Origin of the sequence: Tardibacter chloracetimidivorans (genome assembly GCF_001890385.1) — a bacterium.
Classification (GTDB): Bacteria; Pseudomonadota; Alphaproteobacteria; order Sphingomonadales; family Sphingomonadaceae; genus Tardibacter; species Tardibacter chloracetimidivorans.
Genome location: NZ_CP018221.1, coordinates 56367 through 73812 on the forward strand (window position 1 = coordinate 56367; position 17446 = coordinate 73812).

17 protein-coding genes are annotated in these 17446 nt (G+C 66.1%); 10 read left to right on the forward strand and 7 right to left on the reverse strand.

Annotated features, from left to right (window positions below; translation table 11 throughout):
- Window positions 1-15: 15 nt before the first annotated feature.
- The 3 genes from BSL82_RS00300 to BSL82_RS00310 all read right to left on the reverse strand — a co-directional run bounded on the left by BSL82_RS00300 (window position 16) and on the right by BSL82_RS00310 (window position 4076).
- The gene (locus BSL82_RS00300; RefSeq protein ID WP_072595508.1) at window positions 16-1134 is read right to left on the reverse strand and encodes an ATP phosphoribosyltransferase regulatory subunit; all 1119 of its coding nucleotides are present in this window, start codon (window positions 1132-1134) and stop codon (window positions 16-18) included.
- 107 nt (window positions 1135-1241) lie between these two features.
- Window positions 1242-2819 carry a phosphoglycerate dehydrogenase gene (gene serA / locus BSL82_RS00305; protein WP_072595509.1) on the reverse strand — a complete coding sequence of 526 codons (1578 nt, stop codon included), beginning with the start codon at window positions 2817-2819 and terminating at the stop codon, window positions 1242-1244.
- 105 nt (window positions 2820-2924) lie between these two features.
- Complete coding sequence (locus BSL82_RS00310; protein ID WP_072595510.1) at window positions 2925-4076, reverse strand: phosphoserine transaminase; 1152 nt, start codon at window positions 4074-4076, stop codon at window positions 2925-2927.
- Window positions 4077-4199: 123 nt separating this feature from the next.
- On the opposite strand from BSL82_RS00310, the gene BSL82_RS00315 reads away from it, so the two are divergent.
- Together BSL82_RS00315 and BSL82_RS00320 are read left to right on the forward strand one after the other, a co-directional pair.
- The gene (locus tag BSL82_RS00315; protein ID WP_072598516.1) at window positions 4200-4814 is read left to right on the forward strand and encodes an extensin-like domain-containing protein; all 615 of its coding nucleotides are present in this window, start codon (window positions 4200-4202) and stop codon (window positions 4812-4814) included.
- 30 nt (window positions 4815-4844) lie between these two features.
- Complete coding sequence (locus tag BSL82_RS00320; protein WP_072595511.1) at window positions 4845-5702, forward strand: LOG family protein; 858 nt, start codon at window positions 4845-4847, stop codon at window positions 5700-5702.
- A 43-nt stretch (window positions 5703-5745) separates the two neighbouring features.
- Here BSL82_RS00320 and BSL82_RS00325 read toward each other — a convergent pair whose 3' ends face one another.
- Entirely contained in the window at window positions 5746-6432 is a 687-nt protein-coding gene (locus BSL82_RS00325; RefSeq protein ID WP_072595512.1) for a c-type cytochrome, read from the reverse strand.
- Between the two features lie 134 nt (window positions 6433-6566).
- Here BSL82_RS00325 and BSL82_RS00330 point away from each other — a divergent pair, with 134 nt between their 5' ends.
- Entirely contained in the window at window positions 6567-7457 is an 891-nt protein-coding gene (locus BSL82_RS00330; protein WP_072595513.1) for a prephenate dehydratase, read from the forward strand.
- Between the two features lie 16 nt (window positions 7458-7473).
- Here BSL82_RS00330 and nudC read toward each other — a convergent pair whose 3' ends face one another.
- From nudC to mutY, 3 genes are read right to left on the reverse strand one after another with little or no spacing between them, the layout of a single operon-like run.
- On the reverse strand, window positions 7474-8349 hold the full coding sequence (gene nudC / locus BSL82_RS00335; protein ID WP_072595514.1) for an NAD(+) diphosphatase: 876 nt from the start codon (window positions 8347-8349) through the stop codon (window positions 7474-7476).
- Complete coding sequence (locus BSL82_RS00340; protein ID WP_072595515.1) at window positions 8346-9593, reverse strand: serine hydrolase domain-containing protein; 1248 nt, start codon at window positions 9591-9593, stop codon at window positions 8346-8348. Before BSL82_RS00340 ends, nudC begins: the two co-directional genes overlap by 4 nt.
- On the reverse strand, window positions 9587-10636 hold the full coding sequence (gene mutY / locus BSL82_RS00345) for an A/G-specific adenine glycosylase (protein WP_072595516.1): 1050 nt from the start codon (window positions 10634-10636) through the stop codon (window positions 9587-9589). The genes BSL82_RS00340 and mutY overlap by 7 nt, the downstream gene beginning before the upstream one ends.
- A 25-nt stretch (window positions 10637-10661) precedes the next feature.
- Between mutY and BSL82_RS00350 the strand changes: the two genes are divergently transcribed.
- The 7 genes from BSL82_RS00350 to BSL82_RS00380 all read left to right on the forward strand — a co-directional run bounded on the left by BSL82_RS00350 (window position 10662) and on the right by BSL82_RS00380 (window position 17445).
- Window positions 10662-11198 carry a DUF721 domain-containing protein gene (locus BSL82_RS00350; protein ID WP_072595517.1) on the forward strand — a complete coding sequence of 179 codons (537 nt, stop codon included), beginning with the start codon at window positions 10662-10664 and terminating at the stop codon, window positions 11196-11198.
- A 20-nt stretch (window positions 11199-11218) separates the two neighbouring features.
- Complete coding sequence (locus tag BSL82_RS00355) at window positions 11219-11950, forward strand: thioredoxin domain-containing protein (protein WP_072595518.1); 732 nt, start codon at window positions 11219-11221, stop codon at window positions 11948-11950.
- Window positions 11951-11976: 26 nt separating this feature from the next.
- Window positions 11977-15417, forward strand: coding sequence for a chromosome segregation protein SMC (gene smc, locus BSL82_RS00360; RefSeq protein WP_072595519.1), 3441 nt, complete (start codon window positions 11977-11979; stop codon window positions 15415-15417).
- 144 nt (window positions 15418-15561) lie between these two features.
- Window positions 15562-15888 carry an AtpZ/AtpI family protein gene (locus BSL82_RS00365; RefSeq protein ID WP_158010578.1) on the forward strand — a complete coding sequence of 109 codons (327 nt, stop codon included), beginning with the start codon at window positions 15562-15564 and terminating at the stop codon, window positions 15886-15888.
- 4 nt (window positions 15889-15892) lie between these two features.
- Window positions 15893-16660 (forward strand): F0F1 ATP synthase subunit A, encoded by a 768-nt coding sequence (locus BSL82_RS00370; protein WP_072595521.1) that lies wholly within the window; start codon window positions 15893-15895, stop codon window positions 16658-16660.
- A gap of 33 nt (window positions 16661-16693) precedes the next feature.
- Window positions 16694-16921, forward strand: coding sequence for a F0F1 ATP synthase subunit C (locus BSL82_RS00375; protein ID WP_072595522.1), 228 nt, complete (start codon window positions 16694-16696; stop codon window positions 16919-16921).
- A gap of 35 nt (window positions 16922-16956) precedes the next feature.
- Window positions 16957-17445 (forward strand): F0F1 ATP synthase subunit B family protein, encoded by a 489-nt coding sequence (locus BSL82_RS00380; protein ID WP_072595523.1) that lies wholly within the window; start codon window positions 16957-16959, stop codon window positions 17443-17445.
- Window position 17446 lies beyond the last annotated feature (1 nt).

The window sequence follows — 17446 nt, forward strand, 5'->3', positions numbered from 1 at the left end:
AGCTATCCGTATCTTCTAGAGCGGGGCTGCCTCTAGCCCATTCCATTGATGGGTGCACCCAAGTTTTGTCCCGTTGCAGCCCTGCGAGATTGCGGCGACCGTGGCCCAGCCCTGCGCGCGCAATCCGGCGGCCACCGATTCATCGGTGCCAAGCGGCAGGAAGACGCGGCGGCGCTCGCTCCGGCCCAGCCCGGCGGACACCAGCGGATCGAGGTAGATCGAAAAGCCGACGGCCTTTTCCTCCCGCCCATCGGCATGGACGATCGTATAGCTACCGCCCCGGCCGATCTCGCCCGGTATGCCTTCGCCGAACAGGGAAAAGCCGATCCAGCTCTGATATTCAAAGCCATGGCGCTCGGTCGGGTCCAGCGTCACGCCGACCCGATTGCGCAATCCGTCGGCGAGAATGCTGACGGCGTCCAGCCGTTCTTCGATCACGTCGCCCGCGTTCAGCGTGCGAAGCCGCTTCAGCGCCTGATCGATGGGACCGGCGGCCGCGATCAGCGGCTGATATGCGTCCGCGCCCAGCGCGGTAAGCCCGGCCGCGTCCTTGCCGTCGAGACAGGCCTGAAGCTCGGGCACCTTGTCGGCGGCCAGCGGCATGGGGCCGGCCGCCAGCGCCTCGACAAGGTTCGGCAGCGTCAGGTCGACGCTCACGCCTGTGACGCCCGCCGCCTCCAGCGCATCAAGCGCGACCCGCAGAACCTCCGCCACCGCCGCGACGGTATCGCTGCCGATCAACTCGACGCCCGTCTGCAGCATCTCGCGCTCCGGGCGAAGCTGGGTGCCGCGGACCTTCAACACCGCGCCGCCATAGGCAAGGCGCAGAGGCCGCGCGGTGCCCGCCATGCGTGTGGTGGCGATGCGGCCAACCTGCGCGGTCATGTCCGGCCGCAGCGCGAGCGTGCGCTGCGACACTGGATCGACAAAGCGCAGCAGGTCCTGCTGGCGGGTGGATTTCAACCGGCCGACGAGATTGGCCTCGAACTCGGCAAGAGGGGGCTGCACGCGCTCATAACCATGGGTAGCCGTCGCATCCATCACTGCGCGCAGCAGCGTGGCCGCGCTTTCCGCCTCTGGCGGCAGGCGGTCATGCAGGCCTTCCGGCAGCAATCCGGGTGCGATGTCGGTCATGACCTGTCTCCCCTCCGCCATGTCCGCGAAGGCGGGAAATCCATGAACATCACGAGCGACAAAATGCAACCGCGATGTTCACCGATTCCTGCCCCGCCGGTGACAACTCAGAACCGCAGCGCCTTGGCCTGCCGGACGCCGGGGAGGCTGCACACCGTCTTGAGCAGATCGCCCTGCACGGGAGAATCCACCGAGAGCAGCAGCACGGCCTCGCCGCCCGCGGACCGGCGACCCAGATGGAAGGTGCCGATATTGATGCCTGCCTCGCCCAGCGTCGAGCCCAGACGACCGATGAAGCCCGGCTTGTCGTCGTTGACGATGTAGAGCATGTCGCCTTCGAGATCGGCCTCCACCTTGATGCCGAACATTTCGACAAGGCGCGGCGTGCGGTTGGAGAACAGCGTTCCCGCCACCGAGCGTTCGCCGTTGCGGCCGTTCACCGAAACACGGATCAGCGTGTGATAGTCCCCCTCGCGGTCGTGGCGGACCTCGCGCACGTCAAGGCCCCGTTCCTTGGCGAGGAAAGGCGCGTTGACCATGTTCACCGTGTCCGAATAGACCTTCATCAGCCCCGCAAGGACGGCCCCGGTAATGGGTTTCTGGTTCAGCTCGGCGGCGGCACCCTCCACCTCGACCGACACGGCCATCAGTCCTTCGCCGGAAAGCTGGCCGACAAGCGAGCCGAGCTGCTCGGCAAGCGCCATATAGGGCTTCAGCTTTGGCGCTTCCTCGGCCGACAATGACGGCATGTTGAGCGCGTTGGTGACGCCGCCGTTCACGAGGAAGTCGGCCATCTGCTCTGCGACCTGGATCGCGACATTGACCTGGGCCTCGTTCGTCGACGCGCCGAGGTGCGGCGTCGAGATGAAGCCGGGCGTGCCGAACAGCGGCGATACCTTTGCCGGCTCCTCTACGAACACATCCAGAGCAGCGCCCGCGACATGGCCCGAGTCCAGCGCGTCCTTGAGCGCCTCCTCGTCGATCAGGCCGCCGCGCGCGCAATTGATGACGCGCACGCCCTTCTTCGTCTTAGCGAGATTCTCGCGGCTCAGGATATTGCGCGTGCTGTCGGTGAGCGGCGTGTGGAGCGTGATGAAGTCGGCACGGGCCAGAAGATCGTCGAGCGTGACCTTCTCGACACCCATTTCCACGGCGCGTTCGGGCGTGAGGAAGGGGTCATAGGCGATCACCTTCATTTTCAGGCCCAGCGCCCGGTCGGCGACGATCGAACCGATGTTCCCGGCCCCGATCAGGCCAAGGGTCTTGTTCGTCAGCTCCACGCCCATGAAGCGGTTCTTTTCCCACTTGCCGGCCTGGGTGGATTTGTCCGCCTCCGGAATGTCGCGGGCCAGCGCGAACATCAGCGCGACCGCGTGTTCGGCGGTGGTGATCGAGTTGCCGAACGGGGTGTTCATCACCACCACGCCCTTGGCCGACGCGGCGGGGATGTCGACGTTATCGACGCCGATCCCGGCGCGGCCCACAACCTTCAGATTGGTCGCGGCGTCGAGGATTTCCTTCGTCACCTTGGTGGAAGAGCGGATGGCGAGGCCGTCATACTGGCCGATGATCGCCTTCAATTCCTCGGGTGTCTTGCCGGTGATTTCGTCCACCTCGACCCCGCGCTCGCGGAAGATCTGGGCGGCCTTGGGGTCCATTTTGTCGGAAATGAGAACTTTGGGCATGTGCGTGTTCCTGTTCCTTGCCCGTCATCCTGAAGCTGGTCGCTGGTCCACAGCACCTGTTCATGGACTACCGCCTGCGTGGCGGATGACGGCTGAATATCGTGATTAGGCGGTGCGGGCCTGACGCCAGGCCCAGTCGAGCCAAGGGCCAAGCGCCTCGATATCGCTGGTGTCGACAGTCGCGCCGCACCAGATGCGGATGCCGGGCGGCGCATCGCGATAGCCCGCCACGTCATAGGCTGCCTTCTCACCTTCCAGCAGCGAGGCCATCTTCTTGACGAGCGCAAGCTGGGCGTCGTCGTCGAGACCCTCGACCGCATGATCGGCGAACTTGAGGCAGACCGAAGTGGTGGACCGCGACGCGGGGTCGACCGCCAGATGATCGATCCAGTCCGTCGCGCGGACCCAGCGGTCGAGCGCGGCCGCATTGGCCTCCGAACGGGCGATCAGGCCCGACAGGCCGCCAAGCGTCTCCGCCCATTCAAGCGCATAGATGTAATCCTCTACGGCCAGCATCGAGGGGGTGTTGATCGTCTCGCCCTCGAAGATGCCCTTGATGAGCTTGCCACCCTTGGTCATGCGGAAGATCTTCGGCAGCGGCCATGCGGGCGTGTAGCTTTCAAGCCGTTCGACAGCGCGCGGGCCCAGGATCAGCACGCCATGGCCGCCTTCGCCGCCCAGCACCTTCTGCCAGGAATAGGTGACGACATCGAGCTTGTCCCACGGCATTTCCATGGCGAACACGGCCGAGGTCGCATCGGCGAACATCAGGCCCTGCCGGTCGTCGCGAATCCAGTCCCCATTAGGAACCCGCACGCCGGATGTGGTGCCGTTCCAGGTGAAGATCACGTCGGTGTTCTGGTCGACGCGGGTCAGGTCGGGCAGTTCGCCATAGGGCGCCTTCACCACGTCGGCGTCGATCTTGAGCTGCTTCACGGCATCGGTGACCCAGCCTTCGCCGAAGCTTTCCCACGCCAGCAGCGTCGTCTTGCGCGCTCCGAGCAGAGACCACATCGCCATTTCCACCGCGCCGGTATCAGAGCCGGGAACGATGCCGATCAGGTGCGTGTCGGGCACCTTCAGGATTTTGCGGGTGAGATCGATCGCGCGCTTCAGCCGGGCCTTGCCGATCTTGGAGCGGTGCGAGCGGCCAAGCGATTCCGTCGCCAGCCTGTCGGCAGACCAGCCGGGGGGTTTCGCGCAGGGACCGGAAGAAAAGAAGGGACGCGCAGGACGCGCGGCAGGCAAATCAGTCATTTAAGACTCTCCTCACAGAGAGCACGCGCTGCGTTGGGACAGCGTGGCCCGAGGGCGCTTCTAGAGGCGGAAAGACGGCTGTCAAGCTTGACGCGCACGATTCATCCGGGCGAATTGCGCGCGATGCGGTGGGTGCTCCTTGTCCTGTTCGTTCTGCTTGCGGCCTGTGGAGGCGGGCGCGCGCCCACGCCGCAGCCCCGGCCACAAACCGATATTCGCCAATGCCTTATGGGGCTTGAACGCGCCGGTGTACGTTATCGCAGCCTGCCGGACCGCCATTTCGGCGGAGGCTGTCAGGCGACCGGCAGCGTCCAGCTTCTCGACGTCGGGGTTCCGGTGACGAACCTGACGGCGCTCACCTGCCCGATGGCGGCGGGGCTGGCCGACTGGTCCCGCACCGTAAGGCAGATCGCAAGGGAACGGCTGGGCAGCGACATCGCGAAGATCGAGAGCTTCGGCAGCTATGCCTGCCGCCCCGTCAACAATCAGACCGGGGGGCGTCTTTCCGAACATGCGCGCGCCAATGCCGCCGACATTGCGGCGTTCGTCCTGGCCGACGGGCGCAGGATCACGGTGGAGCACGGCTGGGGCGGAACCGATCCCCGCGTCCGCGATTTCCTGCGCATGGCGCACAGAGCCGGATGCAGGCGTTTTGCTATTGGTCTTGGTCCCGACTCGGATCGTTTCCACTACAATCATTTTCATTTCGACATGGGCCGCGGCCCTTATTGCCGCTAAAGGCGGCGGGAACCGCAGCAGGAGCTACAATTGAGCGATTCCTCATCCGTTTCGAAACGTGTCTTTCCGACCGCCAGGCGCGACGCCGCGGTAGCCAAGGAGGTGACGAGCAGTCCGCAGACCGAGGATCCGGCATATCGGCTCGCCTTTCAGGACACCGATTTCCTGCTGCGCGAGGACCTGCGGCCCGTCCGCTTCCAGCTTGAGCTGCTGAAGCCCGAGGTGCTGCTGGAGGAGGCCAATATCGGTTCCACCTTCGTCTTTTACGGCTCGGCACGGATTCCCGCGCCCCAGGACGCGCAGGCGCTTGTGGACGCCGCGGCGACGCCCACCCAGCGGCGCATTGCAGAGCGGCTGGCGGCAAAGGCGAAATATTATACCGAGGCCCACAAGCTGGCGCAGCTCGCCAGCGAATGCGATTGCCATGACGACAAGCGCCAGTTCGTGGTGTGCTCCGGCGGGGGACCGTCGATCATGGAAGCGGCGAATCGCGGCGCTTATGATTCCGGCGCGCCTTCCATCGGGCTGAACATCGTGCTCCCACACGAACAGCTGCCGAACCCGTTCGTCACGCCGTCGCTCAGCCTGCAATTCCACTATTTCGCGCTTCGCAAGATGCATTTCCTACTGCGCGCGCGGGCGGTGGCGGTGTTTCCGGGCGGGTTCGGTACATTCGACGAATCGTTTGAACTGCTGACGCTGGTCCAGACCGGAAAGGTCGCGCCGATGCCGATATTGTTTTTCGGCAAGGAGTTCTGGACTCGCGTCGTGAACTTCGAGGCGCTGGTCGAGGAGGGGGTCATTTCACCCAATGACCTCAGGATCTTCCGCTTCGTCGAAACGGCGGAAGAAGCCTGGGACATAGTGAAGACGCACTATGGGATATAGCCAGCGCCGTTACGCCGGACCGGGTCCGGCTTAGCGCTGGGCCTCAGTTGCCCTTGGCGGCCTGATCGGTGGTCGCGCCCGTGGGCAGGCCGACGCTCGCCGCTCCGGCGGGGCTGCCGCCGGCTGGCGCTTCTTCGGATACCGCCACATCGTCGACGGCCTCCACCGCGTTCGCGGGTTCCTCCTCGGCGGCTTCTTCGGCAGGAGGCGGGGGAACCGGAAGGTTCGATCCCTGCGCGTTCAGATAGAGCAGCAGATCGGCGCGATCCTGCGGCTTGGACAAACCGGCAAAGCTCATCCTCGTGCCGGGGGCATAGGACTTGGGCGATTTCAGCCAAGCCGACATGCTGTCCCAGTCCCAGTTACCCGGAACGCTCTTCAGCGCGTCGGAATATTGGAAGTTCGGGAGATGGCCATGCGCCTTGCCAAGGACCCCGTAAATATTGGGACCGATGCCGTTCGCGCCGCCGGGTGTGACGGTGTGGCAGGCGGCGCACTTCTTGAACTGCGCCTCGCCACGAGCCGCGCTTGCGGTGGCAAGAAAGGCCGCGATGGGCGGTTCAGCCTCTGCGCCGCCAGCCTCGCCTTCCTGTTCGACCCCTTCCACGACATAGCCCATGGTTTCGGGACGGTGAGGCGCGAAGTACATGCCCGTCACAATCGACAGTCCAAGCGCCGCGATGCCTCCGAACAGCACCCATCCGGCGATTGTGTTGTTCCTGTCGTCCATACCCCCGAAGCTCCTGGCCTTCTGTCCGAATATGCGGATCGTGGTTTTGAAATCGCGGCTCCTTTAGAGGCCCATCGCCCGCTCTGCAAGCCGCCGCTTGCCCCTTTTCCATTGGGCGGATAAGCGCGCTGATCATGGAGAACTATCCGCCAACCGCCCGCGCGCGGGTCGCCGAGATGATTGCCGCCGCCGAGGCGGAGCCCAACCGCGCCGTGGCTTTCCAGGGAGCGCCGGGGGCCTATTCGCATCAGGCGGTGCGCGAACTTTACGATCATGCGGCGGCCTTGCCGTGCTTTTCGTTCGAGGACGCGATCGACAGCGTGGAGGAGGGAAGGGCCTGGTGCGCGGTCATCCCGATAGAGAATTCGCTTCACGGCCGGGTGGCCGACATCCACTTCCTGCTGCCGGAATCGGGGCTGAAGATCATCGCCGAACATTTCGTGCGCGTGCGCCATTGCCTCCTGGCCTTGCCCGACGCCGAAAAGGTGGGTGAGGTGCTGAGCCACCCGCAGGCGCTTGGCCAGTGTCGCAAATATCTCCGCGCACGGGGCATAAAGCCGGTCGCTTATCCCGATACGGCCGCCGCGGCCGCCGAGGTGGTGGATCAGGGTAACCCCGGCATCGGCGCGATCGCATCCGCCATGGCGGCGGAGCTTTACGGACTGAAGGTGCTTGAGGAAGGCATCGAGGACGAAAGCCACAACACCACGCGCTTTGTCGTCCTTGCGCGGGAAGAGCAGGTTCCGGCGCGCGGGGCGGCGGCGATGACGTCCTTCATATTCGAGGTGAAGAACGTGCCGGCCGCGCTTTACAAGGCGCTTGGAGGCTTTGCGACCAACGGCGTCAACATGACCAAGCTGGAGAGCTATCAGCGCGGCGCGAGCTTCAACGCGACCGAGTTCTATGCGGATATCGAAGGCCTGCCCGACGATCCGGCCGTGGAACGCGCGCTGGAGGAACTGCGGTTCCACACCAAATGGGTGCGGCTGCTTGGCTCATATCCGCAGGCGCGCCCACGGAACTAGGCGAACCCGGGCTGCTTCAGCCGCTCTCCGCCCAGCGCCGCAGCAAGGTGTGGGCAATGGCATAGGGCGGAGCCGTGCCGAACTCGCCGGTGCCGGAAAGCGCATCCCGCACCTCTTGGCGGCTGGCCCAGAACGCGTCTTCCAACTCCTGCGTGTCGAGGTTCAGTTCCGGACTTTGCGCATCGGCGAAACAGCCGATCATCAGTGAAGAAGGAAAGGGCCAGGGCTGGCTGGCGACATAGCGCACGTTATGGACGATGATCCCTGCTTCCTCGCGCAATTCCCGCGTGACCGCCTCCTCGATCGATTCGCCCACCTCGACAAAGCCCGCGAGCGCCGAATAGCTACCGGGCGGGAAGCGATGCTGGCGTCCAAGCAGCACATGATCGTCATGGATCGCAAGCATGATGACGACCGGGTCGGTTCGCGGAAAATGATCCGCCTCGCAACTGTCGCAGCGCCGCGCCCAACCGCCCCGGGTGACGTGTGTCGGAACGCCGCAGTTCGCGCAGAAGCCGTGGCGCCGGTGCCAGTCCAGAAGGCTACGGGCGCAGGCATAGATCGCGGCCTCGCCTTCCGGAAGGGTTGCGGCGACATGGAAGATCGCCTGACGCAGCCCCAGTTCCGGCGGGGCCGGGGACGCGGCCACGAACCTTGGCGCGCCGTTGTGCAGGCCAAGGAAAAGCGTCGTTGCGTCGGGAGGCAGCAGATCGAGCGGCATCCATGCCAGCCCCCCGCCGGGGGTGATCACCGGGTCCAGCGCATCAAGCAGCATCACCCGCGCCTCGGGATGCGCGCGCCATGCGGCGATCACCTCGTCCCTGGGTCGATTCTCGTCGGTGCGATCCAGAGGCGATCCGGTGAAGCCCGGCGTAACAGAGTTCGGAGTCATTGCTTGGACAGATCCTCATAAACGGCGCGCGGCACCGCATATTGCACGGGCAGCGCGTCAATCGGCATGAATTGCGCCAGCCACACGGCATGAGCCTGGTACGCGCGGTCGACCCACATCATCGTTCCCCCCACTCCAGCCCAGCTAAAGGTACCGATCCCCTGTCCGGTGAAAACGGGCCGGACAAGCACCTGCCCGCCCGCGCCGAATCCCTGGCCACCCGGAGCCTCCACCCCCTTGGGCAGCAGGTTGGACATCATCGTCGCGGCCGTTTCCGGCAGCATGATCCTGCGCGAGCCATAGCGCCCCTCGCCAAGCAGCATGGCGGTAAACCGGCTATAGTCGCGGGCGGTGGAGACAAGTCCCGATCCGCCGAACGGAAAGGCGGGCTTCAAGGCGTAAATCGTGTCGGGTGGCATGTCGAAGGGCTGGAGCCCCTTCGGCGTCAGCAGATAGTTGGCGACGAAGCGCGGCATCTTGCGCTGGGGCACCTGAAATCCGGTGTCGTCCATGTCGAGCGGGTCGAACAGCCGGTCCTTGAGGAAATCGTCGAACGGCTGGCCCGACGCCCGCTCGATCACCGCTCCAAGCAGGTCGAGCCCCACGCCATAGTGCCAACGGACGCCGGGATCGGCGATCAGCGGAACCATCGCCAGCCGGTCCGCGAACGCGGATAGCGACGGTGCGCGCGGCGGGTCGGTGGCGATGTTCCTGAGACTGGGGATGAGGCCCATTTCCCGATAGGCGCGGGCGACGAAATTGCCGTTGATGCTGGCGGCGGTCAGTCCGGCGGTGTGGGTCAGCAGGTGCCTGACGGTGATCGGACCTTTGGCGGGCCTCGACTCCAGGCTTCTCGCGGGATCGAGGGCGACACGGGGTTGCGCGAATCCGGGCAGGAAATCGGCGATGTTCTGATCCAGCTTCAGCTTGCCGTCCTCGATCAGCAGCATCGCGGCCGCGCCGGTCACGGGCTTGGTCATGGAATAGATGCGAAAGATCGAATCCTCGTTCAGGAACTGGCCACGGCTGAGGGCGCTGTAACCCCAGGCCATGAAATCAGCCCGGTATCGGTGGCGGCCGATGGCAAAGGCCGCGCCCGCGATCTTTCGTTCCGCCATCAGCCCGCGGGTAAGGCCCGCAAGCACAGGGTAGGACGGGGTGGGGCGGCTTTCGGCGCGCGCCAGCGTCGGCAACAGGCCTGAAGATGCAATTGCTCCGGAAATGAAGCCGCGGCGGTTCAGCATGGCTGCTCCCGTTCGGCAAGGGCAGCGGCTGCCGCCTTCGCGAACACCGTGGGAAGGCCTGCCTCATGCAGATTGTCGACCGGCCACCATTCGCCCGGCATTTCGGGATGAGGCGCATTGCCCATCGCGACATCCAGCGTCAGCGCGAAATGGGTGAAGATGTGGCGAACGGCGGTGGATGCGACTTGCCATTGTCCCGGCAGCGTTTCGGACAAACCGTCGGCGTCCTTGTCGACCCAGTCCGTGGTCGGAAGTGCGCGCATGCCACCCAGCAGGCCCCTGGCCGGACGGGTGACGAGCAGCACGTGGCCGTCCCTTTCGATCCAGAAGGCGGTGCCACGGCGTTCCGGTCGCGCCCGCTTGGCCGGTTTCACCGGGAATGCATCGGCGGTCCCGGCCGCGTGGGCGCGGCAATGGACGGACAACGGACAGCCGAGGCAGCGCGGTGCGCGCGGGGCGCAGACGGTCGCGCCAAGGTCCATCATCGCCTGGGCGAAGTCGCCCGGACGAACGGCAGGGGTGATCCCGGCCGTCAGCCGCCGCAGCTCGGCACGCGCGGCGGGCAGAGGGATGTTGACTGCATAGAGGCGGGAGACGACCCGCTCGACATTTCCGTCGACGACGGTCGCCGGCAGGCCGAACGCGATCGCAGCGATCGCGCCAGCGGTATAGGGGCCGATCCCGGGGAGCGCGAGCAGCACCGATTCGTCGGGCGGGAAATGCCCGTCATGGCGCTCGACGACCGTGCGGGCGCAGGCGAGCAGGTTGCGCGCGCGGCTGTAATAGCCAAGCCCCGCCCATGCCGTCATCACGTCGGTGTCATCGGCTGCGGCAAGTGCTGCGACCGTGGGCCAGCGCGCCATGAACTTCTCAAAATAGGGGATGACGGCCGCCACCGTCGTCTGCTGAAGCATGATCTCCGACATCCAGACCGCATAAGGATCAGGGCGCAGATTCGATCCCGGCGGTGTTCGCCAGGGGAGCTGCCGGGCGTGCCGGTCGTACCAATTCAGCAAAGTGTGCGAGACGTTCTCGACGGCCATGCCCTGCCTATGGCATGGGTTGCGAATGGGTGAAACGGGTGAACCTCGAACAGGTGGCGGAAAGCAGCGGACAGGCCGGTCGCGCGCGATGGCCGATATCATGCCCGTGGTGGGCCGGGCGGCCTTTCGCCGCTTTGGATTTGTCCAAAGCTCCGTCGTCAGCCGCTGGCCGGAGATTGTGGGCGATCGCTATTCGGAGGTGTCCGCCCCCGATTCGATCCGTTTTCCCAGCGGCGAGCGCGATGGCGGCACGCTGACCCTTGTTGTCGAGGGTGCGTTCGCCCCCCTGCTTCAGCAGGTCACGCCGGAAATCATCGAGCGGGTGAACCGTTTCTTCGGCTATCGCGCGGTTTCGCGGGTGGTGCTTCGCCATGGCGCAATCAAGCAGCGGCGGCGAAGCGACCGGGCGCAAAAGCGCGAGGAGCCGCTCCCCGAGGAAATGAACTCCAGCCTTCGGGCGATTGCCGACGACGGGCTTCGCACCTGTCTCGAATCGCTGGCGCGACAGGTATGCGCCACCGATGGCCCGCCGGTGATCGACCGGCTTCCCAGGATCAAGTGAAGAGCGGAGCAACGCATCCCATGAATTCCATCCTCAAAATGGCGGGCCTGGGCCTTGCCCTGCTGACTGCGGCCTGCAACCAGGACGCGGCGACAAACAACGCGGACGCCGCCGCCAACAAGCTAGCGCCTGCACAGGGGAAAGACTGGACCAAGGTCGTCGTCGCCACCACCGAGGGCGGCGTTCGCATGGGCAATCCGGACGCCCCGGTGAAGCTGATCGAGTTTGCGTCCTTCACCTGCCCGCATTGCCGCGAGTTCAACGAGGCGGCGGCGGATGTGCTCAAGAGCAAATATGTCGCGTCGGGCAAGGTGTCGCTTGAATTTCGGTCGTTCATCCTGAACGGCATCGACGTGCCGATATCGCTGCTTGCCTATTGCCAGCCGCCCGCCGCCTTTTTCGCGACCCAGAAAGCCCTGTTCGATACGCAGGAAGAGTGGCTCGGCCATATCCAGCGGGGCGGTGCGGAACTGGAGCGGTTGCAGTCGCTGCCGCAGGACCGGCAGCTTGCCGGAATCATCGATCTCACCCAGCTTGACGATTTCTTCAAGATGCGCGGAATGCCCGCGTCGAAGCAGCAGCAGTGCCTCGCCGACAAGGAAGCGCTCGACAGGCTGGCCAACATCCGCGGCGATGCAGTGAAGAGATATAATCTGACCGGAACGCCGACTTTCGTCATCAATGGCGTGACGCAGGAAAATGTATTTGACTGGAAGGGACTTCAGCCCAAACTGGACGCCGCGCTGAACTGACGGCGCGTATTGAGGCGGGGGCGGGTTTGAAGTTTCAGCGGCTGAGGCTTTCGGGCTTCAAAAGCTTTGTAGATTCAACCGAACTCAGGATCGAGCGCGGGCTGACCGGCGTGGTCGGCCCCAATGGCTGCGGCAAATCCAACCTGCTTGAAGCGATTCGCTGGACGATGGGCGAATCGAGCGCCCGGTCGCTGCGCGGCGGCGGGATGGAAGACGTGATCTTCGCCGGCACTACCGCCCGGCCTGCGCGTGATTTCGCCGAGGTGACGCTGACGCTGGACAATCGCGCGCGGACTGCCCCGGTCGGCCTCAACGAGGACGACGTGCTGGAGGTGACCCGCCGGATCGAGCGGGGGGCGGGTTCCGCCTATCGGATGAACGGGCGCGACGTGAGGGCCAAGGACGTCGGCCTGCTGTTCGCCGACGCCGCTACGGGCGCGCATTCACCGGCGCTTGTCAGCCAGGGCCGGATCGGGGCGGTGATCGCCGCCAAGCCTGCGGAGCGCAGGGCCATGCTGGAGGAAGCGGCCGGAATCGCCGGGCTGCATGTCCGCCGGAAGGATGCGGAGCAGAAGCTGCGCGCAACGGAAGCGAATCTCGCCCGGCTCGACGATCTGATGCAGCAGATGGAGGTGCAGATCGCCGCGCTGAGGCGGCAGGCGCGGGCGGCCGAGCGTTATCGCACCCTCTCCGACCAGATTCGCATAGCCGAGGCGCGGCTGGTCCATGCGCGCTGGCGGGAAGCCGCGCAGGCCGCCGAGACGGCGCGAGCCGAAGCCGGGCAGGCGGAAGCGCTCGTGGACACCGCCGGCAAGGCGCAGGCGGAAGCGGCGACAGAGCAGGCGCTTGCCGCGCACGGCCTTGCCGACCTGCGCGCCGCCGAAAGTCGCGGGAAAGAGGCGGTCGCTCGCCTGTCCGCCCGGCTGGAAGCGCTGGAGGCCGAGCGCACCACCCATGAACGGCGCGTCCGCGACATGGAGAATGCAGCCGTTGCTCTTGCGGCCGACCGGCGGCGGGAGGCGTCGCTTGCCGAGGATGCCCGTTCGGCCCTGGATCGGCTGGAGGCGGAAAAGGCGGCTTTGTCGACGCGGCTCGAACAGGCGCGTGGTTCCACGGACAGCCTTGCGGCGCGCGTGGGCGAGGCGGAGCGCCATGCCGAAAGCTCTGAGCGGGCGATGGCCGAGGCGATGGAGCGGCAGGCGGCCGGCCAGGCGCAGGCGCGGCTTGCAGAGTCCGCCGTCGCGCAGGCGGAAGCGCTCGCCAGGCGTCATGCTGGCGAAAGGGAACGGCTGGAGCGCGAGCGGGCGGCGCTGAGCGTCGATGACGGCGCCGCCGCGCGGCTTTTGGAGACAGAGGCCGAAGTGGCGCGGCTGGGCGACGAGATCGCGCGGCTGACGGACTCCCTTGCCGCGATCGACAGCGAGCGCGAACAGGCGGTCGCCAGGCGGGAAGCGGCGCAGGCGGAGGCGGCGAGCGCCCGGGCCGCGCTTGCGGCGCTGCGGGCGGAACGGCTGGCGGTTGCGCGGCTTGCGGCCATTCCTGAAGCGGCGGCGCGGTCCGCGCTCGCCCGCGTTCGTGCCGAACCCGGCTATGAACGGGCGCTTGCGGCGGCGCTTGGCGATGATCTGGACGCCGCCGTTGGGGAGCGGGATGCGGTGCGGGTGTGGATGGGCGCTGCGCATGAAGCAGACCCGCCGCTGCCGCAGGGCGTGGAATCGCTCGCCGCCCGTGTCACGGCCCCTCCCGAGCTTGCCCGCAGGCTGGCGCAGGTGGGCGTGGCGGAGACCGATGACGGCGCGATCAGCCTTGGCATCGGCCAGCGTCTGGTGACCCGCGAGGGCGTTCTGCGGCGCTGGGACGGATTTGTCGCGCGTGGATCGGGCGCTGCGGCGGCCGAACGGCTGGCGCAGGGAAACCGGTTGACCGCCATAGACGCCGCGCTGCCGGACGCGGAGGCGCAGGTCGAAAAGGCGGCAGCGGCGGTGACGGCGGCCGATGAGGCGCATAATGGGGCGAGGCGGCGGGAAGGTGAGTTGCGCGCCGCTCTCCAGCAGGCCGAACAGGGCCGGCGCAAGGCCGAAGCCACGCTCGTTTCGGAACGGGCGGCGGTGGAACGCCGCGCCGCGCGCATCGCCGATCTGGAAGAGTCGCTGAAGGCGGCGGGCAGTCAGCATGACGAGGCCGCGCGCGAACTTTCCGACCGCCAGGCGGAAATGGCGGCGCTGCCCGCTCTGGACGGTTTTGTGCTTGCCGCGACCGAGGCGCGCCGTGCCGCCGAAAGCGCGCGAACTTCACTGGCGGAGGCGCGGGCGCGGCAGGCGGAACTGCTGCGCGCCATCGCGGCCGATCAGGATCGCGCGGCCGCCGTCACGCGGGACATGCAGGGCTGGGCCGAGCGGGCCGAAACCGCAGCCGAGCGGGATCGCGAGCTTGCAGCGCGCGCGGCCGCGCTTGACGAGGAACTGGCGGCGCTTGCCGCTGCTCCGCCCGACCTGAAACACCGGGCGCAGGCGCTGGCCGACGAAGCGCAGGCGGCGCGGGAGAGCGAGGCTGCGGCCGTCGCCGCTCTGAGGGAAGGCGAGCAGGGCGCTCAGGTGGCCGACCGCAAGCTGGCCGATGCGAACGAGGCTTTATCGGTCGCGCGCGAGGCGCGTGCGGGTGCTGCCGCTCGTGCCGAAGCGCTGGAGGCGCGGCGGCAGGAAATGAACCGGATCGCGGGTGAGCGGTTTGAATGCCCCCCACCGCTGCTGCCGGAGCGCGTCGGCTTCGACCCCGACGAGATGAAGGACGCAAGCCAGTGTTCCGCGCTTCTTGAAAAGCTGACGATGGACCGCGAGAGGCTTGGCCCCGTCAATCTGGTCGCCGAACGCGAACTCGCCGAACTGGAGGAGGGCAAGGCCACCAGCACGGCCGAGCGGGAGGAACTGGAACAGGCGATCCACCGGCTGCGAGGGTCGATCGGGAGCCTGAACAGGGAAGGGCGGGCGCGGCTGCTGGCCGCCTTCGAACAGGTCGACCAGCATTTCCGCTCGCTCTTCACGACGCTGTTCCAGGGCGGGAGCGCGCATCTCGCGCTCGTCGATTCGGACGATCCGCTGGAGGCGGGGCTGGAGATCATGGCCCAGCCGCCCGGCAAGAAGCTGTCGACCCTGACGCTGCTTTCAGGCGGCGAGCAGGCGCTGACTGCGATCGCGCTGGTTTTCGGGCTGTTCCTGACAAATCCCGCGCCCATCTGCGTGCTGGACGAGGTGGATGCGCCGCTCGACGACGCCAATGTCGAGCGTTTCTGCGATCTTCTGGACCGGATGGCGGCCGACACCGACACAAGGTTCCTGATCGTGACGCACAATGCGGTGACGATGAGCCGCATGCACAGGCTCTATGGAGTGACCATGGTGGAACGCGGCGTCTCGCGGCTCGTCTCGGTGGACCTTCGCGGCGCGGAAAGCCTGCTGGCGGCGGAGTAGACGGGGCCTTTTCAAAAGGCTGTCAGACTTGTTGACTTGCCCCAACCCCGTCTCTAGAGGTGGCGCCGCTCGGGCGGGGGGCGCTCCCGTCTCACCTTTTGCGGGCGCTTTTGCGTTGTCTGCAGAATGGGGGCGTGGACGAGAGTGGAGCAGGATCCCAACAAGGCGCGGCTGGATTCGCTGTCAAAGCGGCTCGGGGAGATCAAGAAATCCCAGGAGGCCGAGACAGCCCGGCAGCGCTCTGAACGGGGTTCGTCCAAGGGCGTCGCCACGGGCATGCGGATCGTCACCGAACTGCTGGCCGCCATTTTGGGCAGCCTGCTGATCGGTTGGTTTCTGGACCGCATGCTCGGCACGAGCCCGTGGTTCCTGCTCGTCCTGCTCTTTTTGGGCATGGGCGCGGCATTCAGGAATGTTTGGAAGATAGCCAGTGTCCGCGAGGACAGCGGGCAGGATAAAGACGAGGGTTGAAGCGGTGGCACAGAGCCCCCTGGCGCAGTTTGAAATCCACGATGTAGCCCCGCTGTCGGCGGGCGGATTCGATGTGAGCTTCACCAATTCCGCCATGTGGATGGTCGCCGTGCTCGGCATCATCTGGATCTTCATGGTCGGCGGAACGCGCAAGGCCGCGCTGGTGCCGGGTCGCTGGCAGGCGGCGGTCGAAAGCGTCTACGGCTTCATCGACAACACGCTCAGCGCCAATGTCGGCCCCGAAGGCCGCCGGTTCGTGCCGCTGATCTTCTCGCTCTTCATGTTCATCATCGTTGCAAACTTCGCGGGGCTGCTTCCCGTCGGCGTCGTGCCGGGCGTCCACGCCTTCACAGTCACCAGCCATGTGACGGTGACCGCGATGCTGGCGCTGATCTCCTTTGCAACGGTTCTGTTCGTCGGCTTTGCCCGGCACGGCCTGCACTTCTTCTCCCTGTTCGTCCCGCATGGCGTACCGGCGTGGATGCTGCCGATCATCGTGCCGGTCGAACTGATCTCGTTCATGATCCGCCCGTTCAGCCTTGCGCTTCGACTCTTCGTCGCGATGACGGCCGGCCACATCCTCCTCAAGGTTCTTGCCGGATTCATCGTCGGGCTTGGCGCAACCGGCGGGGCGGCGGCGTTCGTCACGCTGCCGACGCTGGCGCTGCTTGTCGGCATTTCGGCGCTGGAACTGCTTGTCGCGGCCATCCAGGCCTATGTGTTCGCGCTTTTGACGTCGCTGTATCTGAACGACGCCATCCATCTTCACTAAACCCGGATATCATCTTTCAAAGGGAGCTTAAAAATGGATCCTCAAGCTGCAAAACTGCTCGGCGCCGGTCTCGCTGCAATCGGTATCGGCCTCGCCGCACTGGGCGTGGGCAATGTGTTCGCCGCGTTCCTCCAAGGCGCGCTGCGCAACCCGTCGGCTGCCGACGGCCAGCAGGGTCGTCTGTTCATCGGCTTCGCCGCTGCCGAGCTTCTCGGCCTGCTGGCGTTCGTCGTCGCGGTCATCCTCGTTTTCGTCGCCTGATCCACAGGCGGCCAATTCCAAGCTGAGGGCGGACGATGCCTCAACTCCAACAGATCGCTGAGACCTATGCGTCGCAGCTTTTCTGGCTGCTGCTGGTCTTCGGCATCCTGTATTTCGGGATCGCCAGGGCCATGCTGCCGAAGGTGGGCCGTGTGATCGAAAGCCGCGAGGCGAAGATCGCAGGCGATCTGGCGGAGGCGCAATCCGCCCAGACGCGGGCATCCGAAGCGCAGACGGTCCAGGCCGCCACCCTCGCGAAAGCGCGGGAAGAGGCCCAGGGCATCGTCGGCGCCGCGGCCGCCCGCATGCAGGAAGAAAGCGCTGCGCGTCTGGCCGTGCTTGATGAAGATCTGGGCAAGCGGATTTCGGAGGCGGAGGCGCAGATCGCCTCCGCCGCTTCCGCCGCTTCCGCAGAACTCGACAAGGTGGCCGTCGCAGCGGCTGCGGATATCGTAGCGCGTCTCACCGGGCAGCAGGCCGGGGAAGATGCACCGCTCCCCGAAGCCGCGATAGCGAGGGCCTGAT